At 68.1% G+C, this 14458-nt stretch carries 15 protein-coding genes; 9 read left to right on the top strand and 6 right to left on the bottom strand.

All coding sequences use genetic code 11. The features are described 5' to 3' along the window. Positions 1–4: 4 nt before the first annotated feature. Positions 5–991 (bottom strand): GlxA family transcriptional regulator, encoded by a 987-nt coding sequence (locus ACSX1D_RS16395; RefSeq protein WP_439859519.1) that lies wholly within the window; start codon positions 989–991, stop codon positions 5–7. A 126-nt stretch (positions 992–1117) separates the two neighbouring features. On the opposite strand from ACSX1D_RS16395, the gene ACSX1D_RS16390 reads away from it, so the two are divergent. The 3 genes from ACSX1D_RS16390 to egtD all read left to right on the top strand — a co-directional run bounded on the left by ACSX1D_RS16390 (position 1118) and on the right by egtD (position 4200). Beyond that, positions 1118–1774 (top strand): DJ-1/PfpI family protein, encoded by a 657-nt coding sequence (locus ACSX1D_RS16390; RefSeq protein WP_439859518.1) that lies wholly within the window; start codon positions 1118–1120, stop codon positions 1772–1774. A 174-nt stretch (positions 1775–1948) separates the two neighbouring features. Beyond that, positions 1949–3235, top strand: a complete 1287-nt coding sequence (egtB, locus tag ACSX1D_RS16385) for an ergothioneine biosynthesis protein EgtB (protein WP_439859517.1) — start codon at positions 1949–1951, stop codon at positions 3233–3235. Between the two features lie 2 nt (positions 3236–3237). Next, positions 3238–4200, top strand: a complete 963-nt coding sequence (gene egtD, locus ACSX1D_RS16380; protein ID WP_439859516.1) for an L-histidine N(alpha)-methyltransferase — start codon at positions 3238–3240, stop codon at positions 4198–4200. A gap of 25 nt (positions 4201–4225) precedes the next feature. Here the strand turns inward: egtD and ACSX1D_RS16375 are convergent, their stop codons facing one another. The 3 genes from ACSX1D_RS16375 to ACSX1D_RS16365 form a co-directional block, all read right to left on the bottom strand. Next, entirely contained in the window at positions 4226–5176 is a 951-nt protein-coding gene (locus ACSX1D_RS16375; protein WP_439859515.1) for an L-threonylcarbamoyladenylate synthase, read from the bottom strand. Positions 5177–5315: 139 nt separating this feature from the next. Further along, positions 5316–5693 carry a class II aldolase/adducin family protein gene (locus tag ACSX1D_RS16370; protein ID WP_439862348.1) on the bottom strand — a complete coding sequence of 126 codons (378 nt, stop codon included), beginning with the start codon at positions 5691–5693 and terminating at the stop codon, positions 5316–5318. A 176-nt stretch (positions 5694–5869) separates the two neighbouring features. Beyond that, entirely contained in the window at positions 5870–7393 is a 1524-nt protein-coding gene (locus tag ACSX1D_RS16365; protein ID WP_439859514.1) for a fumarate hydratase, read from the bottom strand. A gap of 236 nt (positions 7394–7629) precedes the next feature. Here ACSX1D_RS16365 and ACSX1D_RS16360 point away from each other — a divergent pair, with 236 nt between their 5' ends. Genes ACSX1D_RS16360 through ACSX1D_RS16350 form a run of 3 tightly spaced genes read left to right on the top strand, consistent with a single transcriptional unit; the run spans position 7630 to position 10484 of the window. Then, on the top strand, positions 7630–8757 hold the full coding sequence (locus tag ACSX1D_RS16360) for a diguanylate cyclase domain-containing protein (protein ID WP_439859513.1): 1128 nt from the start codon (positions 7630–7632) through the stop codon (positions 8755–8757). Continuing rightward, positions 8750–9688, top strand: coding sequence for an iron-sulfur-binding ferredoxin reductase (locus tag ACSX1D_RS16355; protein ID WP_439859512.1), 939 nt, complete (start codon positions 8750–8752; stop codon positions 9686–9688). Before ACSX1D_RS16360 ends, ACSX1D_RS16355 begins: the two co-directional genes overlap by 8 nt. Before the next feature lie 22 nt (positions 9689–9710). Continuing rightward, positions 9711–10484 (top strand): enoyl-CoA hydratase, encoded by a 774-nt coding sequence (locus ACSX1D_RS16350; protein ID WP_439859511.1) that lies wholly within the window; start codon positions 9711–9713, stop codon positions 10482–10484. A 99-nt stretch (positions 10485–10583) separates the two neighbouring features. Here the strand turns inward: ACSX1D_RS16350 and pyk are convergent, their stop codons facing one another. Together pyk and ACSX1D_RS16340 are read right to left on the bottom strand one after the other, a co-directional pair. Continuing rightward, positions 10584–12035 (bottom strand): pyruvate kinase, encoded by a 1452-nt coding sequence (pyk, locus tag ACSX1D_RS16345; RefSeq protein WP_439859510.1) that lies wholly within the window; start codon positions 12033–12035, stop codon positions 10584–10586. 55 nt (positions 12036–12090) lie between these two features. Continuing rightward, a complete protein-coding gene (locus tag ACSX1D_RS16340) occupies positions 12091–13017 on the bottom strand; it encodes a universal stress protein (RefSeq protein WP_439859509.1) in 927 nt (308 codons plus the stop codon). 156 nt (positions 13018–13173) lie between these two features. On the opposite strand from ACSX1D_RS16340, the gene ACSX1D_RS16335 reads away from it, so the two are divergent. From ACSX1D_RS16335 to ACSX1D_RS16325, 3 genes are read left to right on the top strand one after another with little or no spacing between them, the layout of a single operon-like run. After that, on the top strand, positions 13174–13548 hold the full coding sequence (locus ACSX1D_RS16335) for a tetratricopeptide repeat protein (RefSeq protein ID WP_439859508.1): 375 nt from the start codon (positions 13174–13176) through the stop codon (positions 13546–13548). 56 nt (positions 13549–13604) lie between these two features. Further along, entirely contained in the window at positions 13605–14027 is a 423-nt protein-coding gene (locus ACSX1D_RS16330; RefSeq protein WP_439859507.1) for a DUF4124 domain-containing protein, read from the top strand. Positions 14028–14087: 60 nt separating this feature from the next. Next, complete coding sequence (locus ACSX1D_RS16325; protein ID WP_439859506.1) at positions 14088–14444, top strand: PilZ domain-containing protein; 357 nt, start codon at positions 14088–14090, stop codon at positions 14442–14444. The last annotated feature ends 14 nt before the right edge of the window (positions 14445–14458 follow it).

Here is a 14458-nt window from a genome sequence, read left to right as displayed (position 1 = left end):
CCCGCTACCAGCCGTGGGTCAGGCGGTACTGCAGCGGCGTCATGCTGAAGCGGCGGGCGAATACCCGCGACAGCTGCTCATCCGAGGTGAAGCCGGCGGCCCGCGCCGCGGCCTTGACCGAGGCGCCGGCCTCGAGCTGTTCACGGGCGACCTGCAGGCGCAGCGTTTCGACGAACGCCGCCGGACTCTGGCCGGTCTCGGCCTGGAAGTGGCGGTAGAAGCTGCGCGGCGATTCCCCCACCTGGTCGGCCAGGCGTTCGACATTGAGGGGCTCCCTCAGGTGCGTGCGCAGCCAGTCGATCAGCTGCCCGTAGCGGCTCGACTGACTCTCCAGCAGCAAGGAAAACTGCGACTGGTTGCCCATCCGGCGCACCGGCAGGATCAGCTGCTTGGCGACCCGGGCGGCCACCACCCGGCCGAGGTCCTGCTCGACCATCGCCAGGCACATGTCGATTCCCGAGCTGACCCCTCCGGCCGTCCAGACCTGGCCGTTCTGTACATAGATCGCATCCGGCTGCACCTCGATGCGCGGGTAGCGGCGCTGCAGGCGCTCGGCCGCCGCCCAGTGGGTCGTGGCCCGCAGGCCGTCGAGCAGGCCCCATTCGGCGAGGGCGAAGGCGCCCGAGCAGACCGAGGCGTAACGGCGCGCGCTGCCGGCTGCCTGTCGCACCCAGGCGGTCAGGGGTGGGTCGGCGATCGCCTCGAGCAACCCCTGCTGGTTGCCCCCGGCGACGATCAGGGTGTCGAGGCGGTCCGCCGCCACTTCGGTCGCCGCGCGGGTGGCGATGTCGATGCCGCTGGTGGTCGCCGTATTGCCGCCCCGGGCCGACACGCTGAACACCTCGTAGGCCGGCTCAAGGTGGAAACTGTTGGCCATCTCGAACACATCGGCGGGGCCGGCGATGTCCAGCAGTTGCACGCCGGGGAAGGCGACTAGGGCGACCTGGCGTCGCGCTGTTGCCAGTGCACTGGTCGAGGAGGGGCTGGACATCGTCAGGCCTTCGGCTGTTTGGCAGGAATCGGCAATAGATTGTCATGGATGCCAGATTCGCCGACAAGAACAATGCGCTTCACCAGCGCCGTGGTGCGCGCTCAGCCCCAGGAGCCAGCAGCGATCATGCCCTTCAGAATCGGATTCCTCCTCTATCCCCACCTCACCCAACTGGATCTGACCGGGCCCGCCCAGGTGCTGGCGGCCATGAGCGACAGCGCGCTGCATTTCGTCTGGAAGCGCCACGAGCCGGTGCCCAGCGACGCCGGCATCAGCCTGCTGCCCACTGACACCTTCGACTCATGTCCCGCGCTGGACATGCTGCTGGTGCCCGGTGGTCCGGGTCAGCAGGGGCTGATGCGCGACGCCGACGTGCTCGCCTGGCTGGCGCGCCAGGGCGCCCAGGCCAGTTGGGTCACCAGCGTCTGCTCCGGTTCGCTGCTGCTCGGCGCCGCCGGTCTGCTCAAGGGCTATCGCGCGGCCAGTCACTGGGCCTACCGCGACTATCTGCCGGCCTTCGGCGCCCGGATCGACGAGCGGCGGGTGGTGGTGGACCGCAACCGCATCACCGGCGGCGGGGTCACGGCTGGAATCGACCTGGCCTTGTCGCTGGTGGCCCTGGTCCGGGGTGAGGAGGAAGCCAAGGCCGTCCAGTTGCAGCTCGAGTATGCGCCTCAGCCGCCGTTCAACTGCGGCCGGCCGGAGCTGGCCGGCGCGGCGCTGACGGCTCTGGCCAGGAAGCGCCTGGCCGCTTCCATCGCGAGCCTGCCCGGCGGCGCCTGAGCGGCCGACGCCACTCGGGCCGTGGCCTGATGCTGCGTTACGTCGGCGTCTGCGCCCCTCGCCGGCCGGGTCATCTAGGCTAACGGGTATCGCGCTGCACAGGCCAAGGGGGCGCGCGATCAGTCGATCCGCCCCCACTGGCCTGCCGCGCCAGCCGAATCAGGAGCCGAGCCAATGCCCAAGCCCGCGCTGGAGGGCGAGTCACGCCAGGGTGAAGCGCAACGCCTGCTCATGTGCTATCGCGAGGTGCGCGCCCAGTCCGAGCGCCTGTGCCAGCCCCTGACGGTGGAGGATTTCGGCGTGCAGAGCATGGCCGACGTGAGTCCGCCGAAATGGCACCTGGCCCATGTCAGCTGGTTCTTCGAGGCCTTCCTGCTGCGGCCTTTCCTGCCCGGCTACCGGGCCCTGGATGAGCGCTACGACCACCTGTTCAACTCCTACTACCAGACCCACGGCACGCCCTTTCCCCGGGCCCGGCGCGGTCTGCTCTCGCGGCCGACCGTGGCCGAGGTCTACCGCTACCGCGAGCATGTCGATCGGGCCATGGCCGCGCTGCTCGAAGGGCCGCCCAGCGGGCAGCAGGCCGAGGTCATCCGCCGCACCGAACTGGGCCTGCAGCATGAACAGCAGCACCAGGAACTGCTGCTGATGGACATCAAGCACATCCTCGCGCAGAACCCGCTGCTGCCGGCCTACCGCGGCGACCTGGGCCGCGATAGCGCGCCGGCCGCGCCTATGCGCTGGCTTCGCTACCCGGGCGGCATCGGCCATATCGGAGACGCCGATGCGGATTTTGCCTTCGACTGCGAGCGGCCGCGCCACCGGGTATTCGTCGAGGCGTACGAACTGGCCAGCCGACCGGTGAGCAATGCCGAATACGCCGAGTTCATCGCCGCTGGCGGCTATGCGCGCAGCGACTGCTGGCTGGCCGACGGCTGGACCCTGTCCCAGCAGGCTGGCTGGCAGGCGCCGCTGTACTGGAAGCAGGAGGGTGGGGCGTGGCTGGAAATGACCCTGGGCGGCCTGCGCGAACTGGACCCCCATGCGCCGGTCTGTCATCTCAGCTATTACGAGGCCGAAGCCTACGCGGCCTGGGCCGGGGCACGCCTGCCGAGCGAGGCCGAGTGGGAGCTGGCCGCCCAGGGCGAGCCGCTGGTGGGCAACTTCGTCGAGCAGGACCGCCTGCAGCCGATGGCCGCCGTGGCCGGGGGCGAGGGCCCGGCGCAACTGTTCGGCGATGTCTGGGAGTGGACCGGCAGCGCCTATCGCCCCTATCCGGGATTCCGCGCCCTGGCCGGCAGCCTGGGCGAATACAACGGCAAGTTCATGTGCGGGCAGATGGTGCTGCGCGGCGGCTGTTGCGCCACCCCGCAGGCCCATGTGCGCAGCAGCTACCGCAATTTCTTCTACCCCGCCATGCGCTGGCAGTTCTCCGGGCTGCGCCTGGCCAGAGAGGCATGACCATGGCGACGGCCATCCGCTTTCACGACCAGCACCGCCAGGACCCCAGCGACTCGTTGCGCGAGGAGAGCCTGTTGGGGTTCGCCCGCACGCCCAAGGCCATCTCGCCGAAGTTCTTCTACGACCGCCGCGGTTCCGAGCTGTTCGAGCAGATCTGTCGGCAGCCGGAGTACTACCCCACGCGCACCGAGGAGCTGATCCTGCGCGAGGCAGCAGGTGAGATCGCCGAGATCGCCGGTCATCACGCCAACCTGGTGGAGCTGGGCAGCGGCGCCAGCCGCAAGGTGCGTCTGCTGCTGGAGGCCATGCATCCGAGCAGCTACCTGGGCATCGACATTTCCCGCGACTTTCTGCTCAGCAGCGCCCGGCGCCTGGCGGCCGACTACCCCTGGCTCGAGGTGCATGCGGCCTGCGCCGATTTCAGTCGGCCCCTGAACCTGCCGGAAGAAGCGCTGGGCGAGCAGCCCCTGGCGTTCTTCCCGGGCTCGAGCATCGGCAATTTCGACCCGCAGCAGGCGCGGGGCTTCCTGCGCAACCTGCATGCGATGCTGCCCGCTGGTGCCGGTCTGCTGATCGGCGTGGACCTGGTCAAGGACACCGAGATACTGGAAGCGGCCTACAACGACCAGGCCGGGGTGACCGCGGCCTTCAACCTCAACCTGCTCGAGCGCCTGCGCGGCGAACTGGACTGCGACATCGAGCCGAGCCGCTTCGTCCACCGGGCGTTCTTCAACGAGGCGCAGGCGCGGATCGAAATGCATCTGCTCAGCCCCGGGGCCCAGGAGGTGCGCATCGAGGATGAGCACTTCGCCTTCGCCGCCGGGGAAAGTCTGCACACCGAGAATTCCTACAAGTACAGCCTGGACGGCTTCGTCGAATTGGCCGGCGAGGCGGGCTTCGGGGCGCTGGCGGTATGGACCGATCGGCGCCAGCTGTTCAGCGTGCACTACCTGCAGCGGGATTAGCCCGCTGCCGCGCGGGCGGTTCGGCTCAGTCCAGCGCCGTGCTGGCGCGGGACAGGCGGTCGTGGATGGCGGCCCAGGCTGCGTGGGCCGGTGGGCTCTGGATCAGCAGCCGTTGCAGGCCCAGGTTGTCCAGGCGGTAGAGCGCGGCGTAGAGCCCCTGGGCGTATTCATCCGGGTTGTCGCCGAGGTCCAGCGCCGGGCCTGCGCTGGGCCGGGCGTTACCGCACCAGAGCCAGCCGCATTGCGGGTCGGCCAGGGCCTCCTCTGGCGGTGCCTGGTGAAAGCGCCAGCTCGGCGTCCCCGGCGCGTAGTGACGGTGGTGTTGGCCGGGAGCGCGGACGCTGCCCTCGACTCCGCGCTGCAGGGCCTCTCCGAGCACCTGCTCGATGCTGGCGGGCGCCAGCATGCCCTCGCGCAGCAGTCGTGGCGGCTCACCGGGCAGCAGGCCGACGATGGTCGACTCCAGCCCTACCTGGCACTCGCCGCCCTCGAGGATCAGCAGGTCGCTGTCGGCGAACTGCTGCTGCACGTGGGCGCTGCTGGTGGGGCTGATCGACATGTAGCGGTTGGCCGAGGGCGCCACCAGCGCGCCGCCGAAGCGTTCGAGCAGTTGTCGCGCCAGTGGGTGAGCCGGAACCCGCAGGGCCACGCTGTCCTGCCCGGCGGTGATCTCGCGAGGCACGTCGTGCCGCGCCGGCAGCACCAGGGTCAGCGGACCGGGCCAGAAGCGCGCCATCAGCCGCCGGGCCGCGGGGCTGATGTCCGTGGCCCAGTCCGCGGCCTGGGCGGCAGCGGCCAGGTGCACGATCAGCGGGTTGCTGCTCGGCCGGCCCTTGAGCGCGAACACCTGCGCCACCGCCGCCAGGTTGCGGGCGTCGGCGGCCAGTCCGTAGACGGTCTCGGTGGGCAGGGCGAGCAATTGCCCGGCGCGCAGGCGGGCGCAGGCGAGGTCGAGGTCGGTGGTCAGCTGGGGCATGGCGAGTCGAGCAGGAAAACGGAGGCGCTATTGTGCCAGTTTCGCCGACCGCAGGCGCGCGCCGACTATCGCCGGCGGCTGCGAAGGGGGGCGGCACCGGCGGCAGGAGAGCGTGGTCCGCCGCCGATGGCCGGGCAGATCAGTCGAACATATCCGGCTCGTTCTGCACCAACTGCTCCCAGATGGGCTGGAAGTGCAGCCAGCCGATGTATTCGCTGCCCACGTGCTCGCGGCTGTAGCGTGCGCGCTCGGGGGTTACATAGGTCGGCTTGAGGCCGCCCGCATTGATCATCAGTTGCTGCTGGCAGCAACGTTCCAGGGCGATAAACCAGAAGGCCGCCGCCTCGATGCTGTGGCGGCTGGCGGTGAGCAGGCCATGGTTCTGGTGGATGGCCGCCTTGACCCCCGCGAAGGCCTTGGCCACGTTGGAGCCGGCGTGGTTTTCCACGGCCACGGCACCGGCCTCGTCGCCGATGATCACGTGGTCCTCGAAGAATGCGCAGGCATCCTGGGTGATCGGCTCGATCGGCCGGCCCAGGGCGGCGAACGCCGTGCCCTAGACCGAGTGGGCATGGCACATGGCGATGATGTCCGGGTGCGCTTCGTGGACATTGGCGTGCAGGAGGAAACCGGCCCGGCAGACAGCAAAATGCCCGGCACAAGGCCGGGCATCCTGGCAGGTCCGGGCGGCGCTTACTTCACTTCCACCGCCAGGCTTTCGGCGATCTTCTTGTTCCAGATCGCCGGGCCGGTGATGTGCACCGACTCGCCCTGGGTATCGACCGCCACGGTCACCGGCATGTCCTTGACCTCGAACTCGTAGATCGCTTCCATGCCCAGTTCGGCGAAGGCCAGCACCTTGGACTTCCTGATCGCCTGGGACACCAGGTAGGCGGCGCCGCCGACGGCCATCAGGTACACGGCCTTGTTGTCCTTGATCGCCTCGATGGCGATCGGGCCGCGCTCGGACTTGCCGATCATGCCGAGCAGGCCGGTGCTTTCGAGGATCTGCCGGGTGAATTTGTCCATCCGCGTGGCGGTGGTGGGGCCGGCCGGGCCGACCACTTCGTCACCGACCGGGTCGACCGGGCCGACGTAATAGATGAAGCGGCCCTTGAGGTCCACCGGCAGTTCTTCACCCCTGTTGAGCATCTCGACCATGCGCTTGTGCGCGGCGTCGCGGCCGGTGAGCATCTTGCCGTTGAGCAGGATGGTCTCGCCCGGCTTCCAGCTCTGCACTTCTTCCGGGGTGATGCTGTCCAGGTCGACCCGGCGGGCGCTCGGGCCGGCTTCCCAGACGATGTCCGGGTAGGCGTCCAGCGAGGGCGCCTCCAGCTCGGCCGGGCCGCTGCCGTCGAGGACGAAGTGGGCGTGGCGGGTCGCGGCGCAGTTGGGGATCATGCACACCGGCAGCGAGGCGGCGTGGGTCGGGTAGTCCATGATCTTGACGTCGAGCACCGTGGTCAGGCCGCCCAGGCCCTGGGCGCCGATGCCCAGCTGGTTGACCTTGTCGAACAGCTCCAGGCGCAGTTCCTCGATCTTGTTCTGCGGGCCGCGAGCCTTCAGCTCGTGGATGTCGATGGATTCCATCAGCACTTCCTTGGCCATCACCGCGGCTTTTTCCGCGGTGCCGCCGATGCCGATACCGAGCATGCCCGGCGGGCACCAGCCGGCGCCCATGGTTGGCACGGTCTTGAGTACCCAGTCGACGATCGAGTCGGACGGGTTGAGCATGGCCATCTTCGACTTGTTCTCCGAGCCGCCGCCCTTGGCTGCGACGTCCACCTCGACCTTGTCGCCGGGGACGATGGAGTAGTGGATCACCGCCGGGGTGTTGTCCTTGGTGTTCTTGCGGCTACCTGCCGGGTCGGCGAGGATCGAGGCGCGCAGCACGTTCTCCGGCAGGTTGTAGGCGCGGCGCACGCCCTCGTTGATCATGTCGTCGACGCTCATGGTCGCGCCGTCCCAGCGCACGTCCATGCCGACGCGGACGAACACGGTGACGATGCCGGTGTCCTGGCAGATCGGCCGGTGGCCGGTGGCGCACATGCGCGAGTTGATCAGGATCTGCGCCATGGAGTCGCGCGCGGCCGGGGACTCTTCCTTCAGGTAGGCCTCGTGCATGGCCTGGATGAAGTCCACGGGGTGGTAGTAGGAGATGAACTGCAGGGCGTCGGCGACGCTCTGGATCAGGTCGTCTTGCTTGATCACGGTCATGCGGGGCGCTCCTATTAGGGCAAGCACTTCGAGGGGCGCCGGACCACGACCCGGCGCAGGCTTTCAAGGCGAAAGCCGAGCTAAAAAAGGCGCGGCAGTATAACGCGCGGCGCCGCGGGCGGACACCCGCCAGGGGCGAAGGCGGTCGCTGATCGCCCGCATGGGTGCTAGGCATTTGCCGGGCGCGGGGGTAGAGTGACGGCCAGATGCCAGTATGGGATGGAGCCCATAACCCCATGAGCTCGAGCAGCCAGCGGGTCAAACAACGCAGGTTACAGAGTCTGTTGTTCAAGCGCTTCGGCATGGCGGTGGCCACCTATGCCCTGACGGCGCTGCTCTGTGTCGTGGCCATGCTCAGTGGTTTGCTGCAGGCCAGCGTGCCGGCTGCGCTGCTGATCGGTGGGCTGGTGACAGCCAGCCAGCTGTGTTTCTTTGCGCTGTTTCGCCGCGGCAAGAATCTGCGCTTCAAGGATCCCAGCCTGACCGAGGCGCAGGTGCTGATGGCCCTGTTCTGGCTGACGCTGCTGCTGGCCCAGTTCGAACAGGGGCGCGGCAGCCTGCTGGTGGTCTACCTGCTGATCCTGCTGTTCGGCGTGTTCGAGCTGCCGCCCAGGGTCTTTGCCCGCTGCGCCGTGTTGGCCTTCGGCGGCTTCGCCGGGTTGATTCTCTTCGAAGCCTTCACCGCGCGCCTGGCCGAACCGGCAGCGGCTTTCCTGCAGGTCAGCGTCCTGGCCGCGGTTCTGCTGTGGATGAGCCTGTACGCCAGCTATGTGCAAACCATGCGCCAGCGCATGCTGCAGCGCCGCTTCGCCCTGCAGGCCCACCAGGACACCCTGCGCGGCATGATGCGCCAGCTGGAGGACCTGGCGGCGACGGACGAGTTGACCGGCCTGTTCAATCGTCGGCATTTCCTGCGTCTGGCCAGTCGCGAGCTCGAGCATCTGGATGGTGGCCGCCAGCACGGCCTGGCCCTGATCGATCTGGATCATTTCAAGCGAATCAACGATCTCCACGGCCATGCCGCGGGTGACCGGGTGCTGCAGACGTTCGCGGTGGTTGCGCGCTCCTGCCTGCGCGACCGCGACGTCCTCGCCCGCTACGGCGGAGAGGAGTTCGTGCTGCTGCTGCCCAACACCGACTGCGATCAGTTCGCCACCTGTTGCGAGCGCCTGCGTGACGCCTTCAGCCGGGCCGAGCCATTGGGTGTTAAGGTGGACGACCTGAGTTTGTCCATCGGAATGACCCTGTTGACCAAGCACGATGATCTGGACGAGGCGCTGCATCGCGCCGATCAGGCGCTGTACCAGGCCAAGCGCAGCGGTCGCAATCGCTGCGCGGCGGCCTGGGAGGAAGTCGATGCCTGAACTGCGGGTGGGCGAACAGTGCCTGACCGTCGATCCCGCCAGCAACCTGCTCGATGCCCTGCTCGCGGGCGGCGTTGCCGTGCCCTACAGTTGCCGCGCCGGTAGTTGTCACGCCTGTCTGGTGCGCTGCCTGCACGGCGAGCCCCTGGATGCCAAGCCCGAGGCCCTCGATGGCGAGCGTCGCGAGCAGGGCTGGCGGCTGGCCTGCCAGTGCCGGATCGTCGATGACCTGCAGGTCGAGGTGTTCGACCCCGTGCGCGATGGTCGAGCGGCGCGCATCGCCAGTTGCGACTGGCTCAGCCCCAACGTGCTGCGCCTGCGCCTGACGCCGCTGCAGGCGCTGCGTTACCGGGCCGGCCAGCACCTGGTGCTGTGGACCGAGGGCGGGGTGGCCCGGCCCTACTCGCTGGCCAGCCTGCCCGGCGAAGACCCCTGGCTGGAGTTCCACCTCGATTGCCGGCAGCGCGGCGCCTTCAGCGATGCCGCGCGGGCTTTTCGCCCGGGTGACAGCCTGCGTCTGGGCGAGCTGCGCGGCGGCGCGCTGCACTACGATCCGGACTGGCAGGCACGCCCGCTCTGGCTGCTGGCCGCGGGCACCGGCCTGGCGCCGCTTTACGGCATCCTGCGCGAGGCGCTGCGCCAGGAGCATCAGGGCAGCATCCGGGTCATTCACCTGGCCCAGGAAGATGCCGAGCACTACCTCGCTGAGCCCCTGGCCGAACTGGCCGCAGCTCATCCACAGCTGCGGGTCGAGCAAGCCAGCGCGGCACAGTTGCCCGAGGCTTTGGCCGAACTGCGCCTTGTCGCGCGCAAATCCCTCGCCTTACTCTGCGGCCACCCCGCTAGTGTCGAAACCTTTGCGCGGCGCCTGTATCTGGCTGGTGTTCCGCGCAACCAGGTGTTCGCCGACCTGTTCCTGCCGCACGCCTGATGGCGCCGCCCGAGGATGACCGATGAGCGAGCACTTGCTGGTTGAACGTGAGCCGGGATTGCTGACCCTGCGCCTCAACCGTCCGGACAAGAAGAATGCCCTGACCCGTGCCATGTATGGCAGCCTGACCGCGGCGCTGCAGCAGGCCGAGCAGGACGCCAGCGTGCGCGCGGTGCTGCTCAGCGGCGGCGCCGAGTGCTTCACCAGCGGCAACGATGTGGCCGATTTTATCCAGGCGCCGCCCACCGGGCCCGGCAGCGAAGTGTTCCAGTTCATGCGGGCGCTGTTCGACTTCAGCAAGCCGGTGGTGGCCGCAGTCTGCGGGCCGGCGGTGGGCATCGGCACCACGCTCCTGCTGCATTGCGACCTGGTCTATGTCAGCCGCGATGCCAGGCTGAAGATGCCCTTCGTCAACCTGGGGCTGTGTCCGGAGTTCGGCTCCAGCCTGATCCTGCCGCGACTGCTGGGGCATGCCAGGGCCGCCGAACTGCTGCTCCTGGGCGAGTCCTTCAGCGGCGAACAGGCGGCTGACTGGGGGCTGGCCAATCAGGTCTTGGCAGACGGCGCGGCGACCCTGGCCAGGGCCCGGGAAATGGCCCTGGGCTTCCGCCACCTGGCGCCCTCGGCGGTGGCGGACAGCAAGCGCCTGATGCGCGCGCCGGGCCGCGAGAAACTGCGTCGGGTGATCGAGGAAGAGGGCGCCCTGTTCGGCCAGCGCCTGCGCTCGGCGGAGGCCATCGAGGCACTGACCGCCTTCATGCAGCGGCGTCCGGCGGATTTTTCCACGTTCGCGTAGGGTGCGCCGTGCGCACCCAAATGTCGGTTCGCATGGCGCACCCTACGCCGCACAAACGAAAAGGCCGCTCATCGAGCGGCCTTCGTGTCTCCGGCGTTGTTACACCAGCTTCTCGCCGACATGCAGCATCTTCATGCCGTTGGTGCCGCCGATGGTGTGGTAACTGTCGCCCTTGGTCAGGATCACCCAGTCGCCCGGCGCCACCACGCCGCGCTTGAGCAGCTCGTCCACCGCCGCCTGGCTGACCTGCTCCGCAGGCAGCGCGGCCGGGTCGAAGGGCACGGTGTAGACGCCGCGGAACAGCGCCGCGCGGGCCTGGGTGGCGCGGTGCGGGGAGAAGGCGAAGATCGGCACGGCGGAGCGAATCCGCGACATGATCAAGGGCGTGTAGCCGCTCTCGGTCAGGGCGATGATCGCCTTGACCCCGGGGAAGTGGTTGGCGGTGTACATGGCCGCCAGGGCGATGCTCTCGTCGCAGCGTTCGAAGGACTTGCCGATGCGGTGGCTGGACTGCTGGCTGGTCGGGTGCTTCTCCGCGCCGACGCAGATGCGCGCCATGGCCTGCACCGCTTCCAGCGGATAGGCGCCGGCGGCGCTTTCCGCGGAGAGCATCACCGCGTCGGTGTAGTCGAGCACGGCGTTGGCCACGTCGGAGACTTCCGCGCGGGTTGGCATCGGGTTCTGGATCATCGACTCCATCATCTGCGTGGCGGTGATCACCGCCTTGTTGTGTCGGCGCGCGTGCAGGATGATCTTTTTCTGGATGCCGACCAGCTCGGCGTCGCCGATTTCCACGCCGAGGTCGCCGCGCGCGACCATCACCGCGTCACTGGCGCGGATCAGGCCATCGAGAGTCTCGTCGTCGGCCACCGCCTCGGCGCGCTCGATCTTCGCCACCAGCCAGGCGCTGCCGCCGGCCTCGTCGCGCAGCTGACGGGCATACTCCATGTCCGTGGCGTCACGCGGGAAGGATACCGCCAGGTAGTCCAGTTGCATTTCCGCGGCCAGCTTGATGTCGGCCTTGTCCTTGTCGGTCAGCGCCGGTGCGGTCAGGCCGCCGCCGCGGCGGTTGATGCCCTTGTGGTCGGACAGCGGGCCGCCGATCAGCACCGAGCAGTGCAGCGCGTCTTCGGTGGCGCTGTCGACGCGCATGACCACGCGGCCGTCGTCGAGCAGCAACTCGTCGCCCACGCCGCAGTCCTTGACCAGGTCCGGGTAGTCGATACCGACGATGGCCTGGTTACCCTCGGTCAGCGGATGGCTGGTGGAGAAGGTGAAGCGGTCACCGACCTGCAGCTCGATGCGTTTGCCGGCGAACTTGGCGATGCGGATCTTCGGGCCCTGCAGGTCGCCGAGCAGGGCGACGTGCCGGCCATGCTTGGCGGCCAGCTCGCGCACCAGCTTGGCACGGGCCTTGTGCTCGTCCGGCGAGCCGTGGGAGAAGTTCAGCCGGGCCACATCGAGGCCGGCGACGATCAGTTTTTCGAGGACTTCGGGCGAGTTGCTGGACGGGCCGAGGGTGGCGACGATTTTGGTGCGGCGAAAGGGCATGCGCAGACTCCTGAGTTGCAGCTAGCCGCGAGGCTACTATGCCGGCCCCCTGTAGTCATTGTTCCTCTGCACTACTTTGCGTGTCGGCTTTGAGTATCAGCAGGTCGCACTGCACGCTTTCCAGGATGCGTTCGGCGGTATGCCCGATCAGCGCCGTGTCCAGATGACCGCGGGCGATGGCGCCCATCAGCAGCAGATCGATGTGCTGCTCGCTGACGAAGCGCGGCAGCACTTCCTCGGCGAAACCCTCGACCAGGTGGGTATCGGGCAGGGCGATGGGGTACTGGCCGAGCAGTTGCTCGAAGGCCTCGCGGTGTTGCGCGGCGCTGCGCGACACGTAGTCCTCGTAGTTGGTCACCAGCTCGGCGTCGAACACCAGGCTGCGCGGCAGCGGCGCGTGGCAGTGCAGGTAGTGGGCCTCGACGCCGAACTGCTCGCTGAGACCGATGGCCGCGCGGATCAGCTGGTGGTCGAGGGCCGCGGGCTTGTCGGCGCTGTGCAAGGGATCGAGGGCGGCGCACAGCGTGCCTCCCTGCCATTCGCCGTGCTGCACCAGCCACAGCGGCAGCGGGCAGTGGCGCACCAGCTGCCAGCAGCTGTTGTTGTGCATCAGACGCTGCAGCAGGGTTTCGTGGGCCATCGACTTGAGCACCAGATCGGGACTCATCTCGGCCACCTTTTCCTCGATCAGCGCATGGGGCGGCTTGCCCCAGCGCACGTCCAGGTGCAGTTCCAGGCCTTCGGCGCGCAGCGGCGCGACCAGCTCCTCCAGCCAGGTGCCGCGCTGCTCGAGCAGGGCGGCGCGGGCGCGCACCTGCAGGGCACTGTCGAAGAAGCGACTGGCATCCAGGGCGGCGCTGTACTCGACCAGCAGCAGGTACAGCGCCGCCGGATGTTTGCGGGCCAGCCAGACGGCACGCTCGAGGGCCGGCTGACGGCTTTGATGGGGTTCGATGACCACCAGTAATTGGTGCAGACGCATGGATCTGAGCCTCGCTGCGTAGGAACTGCCCCGTGTGGGGCATCGGCACTTATCCCTATTGAGCATAGTCGCAGGTGCCGCAGCGTTCGCCTCGGGTGCGCCGGCCTGAAGTTATTCCGAGTTCGGTCGATACAGTGCGCAGTGGAGGAGAGGCCCATGCGAACCCTGTTGATCCTGACCCTGGCGCTGAGCGCAGCCGGTTGTACCCGTTGGTCGCTCGACCATCACCTGAACAATGCCTATCGCGCCTATGAGCAGGGCGAGTGCGACGAGGTGATGCTCGAACTGTCCCAGGCCGAGCGCAAGAGTCGCGCGCGCAGCTACCTGCAGCCGGAAATATCCCTGCTGCGTGGGCAATGCCTGGAGCGGCAGAACCTGTTCGTCGACGCGGCCCAGACCTACCAGTTCATCATCAGTCGTTATCCGAGCAGCGAGTATGGCTTCCGTGCCAAGGCGCGTCTGGAAACGCTGCGCCAGCTCGGTCACTATGACCAGGCGGAGGCGGCCACGGCCTTGCCGGTCGCCCGTTAGCCGGGCGGGCGGTCGCGCGCCGCGCCAGGCTCAAGAGGATGTTCAGGGAGAAAGACATGCGAGGATGGCTTTGCCTGTTGCTGTTGCCAGGGTTGGCGACGGCGGAGATCTATCGCTGGGTCGACGCCAACGGCCAGGTGCACTTCGGCCAGCGCCCGGCCGGCGCCGGCGCCGAGCAGGTCGAGGTCAGGCCGCAGGTCGTCGAGCGGGATGCCGCCACCCGTGAGCGCCTGCAGCGTACCGAGCGTTTCTACGATGCCCGTCGCCAGGAGCAGGCCCAGGCGGCGGCCGCCTCGGCGGAGCGTCAGGCCGAACGTGACAGCGAATGCCGGGTGCTGCGCCAGCGTCTGGCCCAGTTGCCCGAGGGCCGGCGCTACTTCCAGGAAGAGGCGAATGGCGAGCGCACGTACTACAGTGATGAAGAACTCGACGCCGTTCGCCGCCAGCTGCGCGAGCGCCTTTCCGCGCGATGTGCCTGAAGCGGCTCCAACTGCAGTAGTGCGGTCCTACTCAAGGGCCATCCAATGCGATGCGCCACTATGCCAGCCCAGCGCCATATCGAACGCCACCAGCTGCCCAGCTATCTGAAGGTGTTCAACCGAATTACCGACAAGCCGATGGGGTACATCGGCAACGTGTCGTTGGACGGTCTGATGCTGATCAGTCAATTGCCGCTGCTGGTGGGCGGGCGCTTCGAGCTGCGCCTGAAAATCCCCGGGGTGGAGGGGCCGCGCTTCATCGATTTTTCCGCAACCTGCCAATGGTCCCGCGAAGATGTCTCGCCGGGCTACTTCGACTCAGGTTTCGCCCTGGTCGCGCCGCCTGCCGAGTACGTCGAGATGGTCGATGCCCTGCGTCGATACTTCAGCTTTCGCCCACTGGCCGCCTCGGCCTAGGCCGCGCCGAACCC

Source organism: Pseudomonas sp. MBLB4136 (genome assembly GCF_051904765.1).
GTDB lineage: Bacteria > Pseudomonadota > Gammaproteobacteria > Pseudomonadales > Pseudomonadaceae > Aquipseudomonas.
The sequence above is the reverse complement of the archived record's forward strand: the minus strand, read 5'-3'. Positions and strand labels throughout refer to the sequence as shown.

What these genes read in the sequence shown, in the direction of transcription:
- ACSX1D_RS16395 (WP_439859519.1), bottom strand. Translation starts at nt 991, where the DNA reads ATGTCCAGCCCCTCCTCGACCAGTGCACTGGCAACAGCGCGACGCCAG.
- ACSX1D_RS16390 (WP_439859518.1), top strand. Translation starts at nt 1,118, where the DNA reads ATGCCCTTCAGAATCGGATTCCTCCTCTATCCCCACCTCACCCAACTG.
- egtB (WP_439859517.1), top strand. Translation starts at nt 1,949, where the DNA reads ATGCCCAAGCCCGCGCTGGAGGGCGAGTCACGCCAGGGTGAAGCGCAA.
- egtD (WP_439859516.1), top strand. Translation starts at nt 3,238, where the DNA reads ATGGCGACGGCCATCCGCTTTCACGACCAGCACCGCCAGGACCCCAGC.
- ACSX1D_RS16375 (WP_439859515.1), bottom strand. Translation starts at nt 5,176, where the DNA reads ATGCCCCAGCTGACCACCGACCTCGACCTCGCCTGCGCCCGCCTGCGC.
- ACSX1D_RS16365 (WP_439859514.1), bottom strand. Translation starts at nt 7,393, where the DNA reads ATGACCGTGATCAAGCAAGACGACCTGATCCAGAGCGTCGCCGACGCC.
- ACSX1D_RS16360 (WP_439859513.1), top strand. Translation starts at nt 7,630, where the DNA reads ATGAGCTCGAGCAGCCAGCGGGTCAAACAACGCAGGTTACAGAGTCTG.
- ACSX1D_RS16355 (WP_439859512.1), top strand. Translation starts at nt 8,750, where the DNA reads ATGCCTGAACTGCGGGTGGGCGAACAGTGCCTGACCGTCGATCCCGCC.
- ACSX1D_RS16350 (WP_439859511.1), top strand. Translation starts at nt 9,711, where the DNA reads ATGAGCGAGCACTTGCTGGTTGAACGTGAGCCGGGATTGCTGACCCTG.
- pyk (WP_439859510.1), bottom strand. Translation starts at nt 12,035, where the DNA reads ATGCCCTTTCGCCGCACCAAAATCGTCGCCACCCTCGGCCCGTCCAGC.
- ACSX1D_RS16340 (WP_439859509.1), bottom strand. Translation starts at nt 13,017, where the DNA reads ATGCGTCTGCACCAATTACTGGTGGTCATCGAACCCCATCAAAGCCGT.
- ACSX1D_RS16335 (WP_439859508.1), top strand. Translation starts at nt 13,174, where the DNA reads ATGCGAACCCTGTTGATCCTGACCCTGGCGCTGAGCGCAGCCGGTTGT.
- ACSX1D_RS16330 (WP_439859507.1), top strand. Translation starts at nt 13,605, where the DNA reads ATGCGAGGATGGCTTTGCCTGTTGCTGTTGCCAGGGTTGGCGACGGCG.
- ACSX1D_RS16325 (WP_439859506.1), top strand. Translation starts at nt 14,088, where the DNA reads ATGCCAGCCCAGCGCCATATCGAACGCCACCAGCTGCCCAGCTATCTG.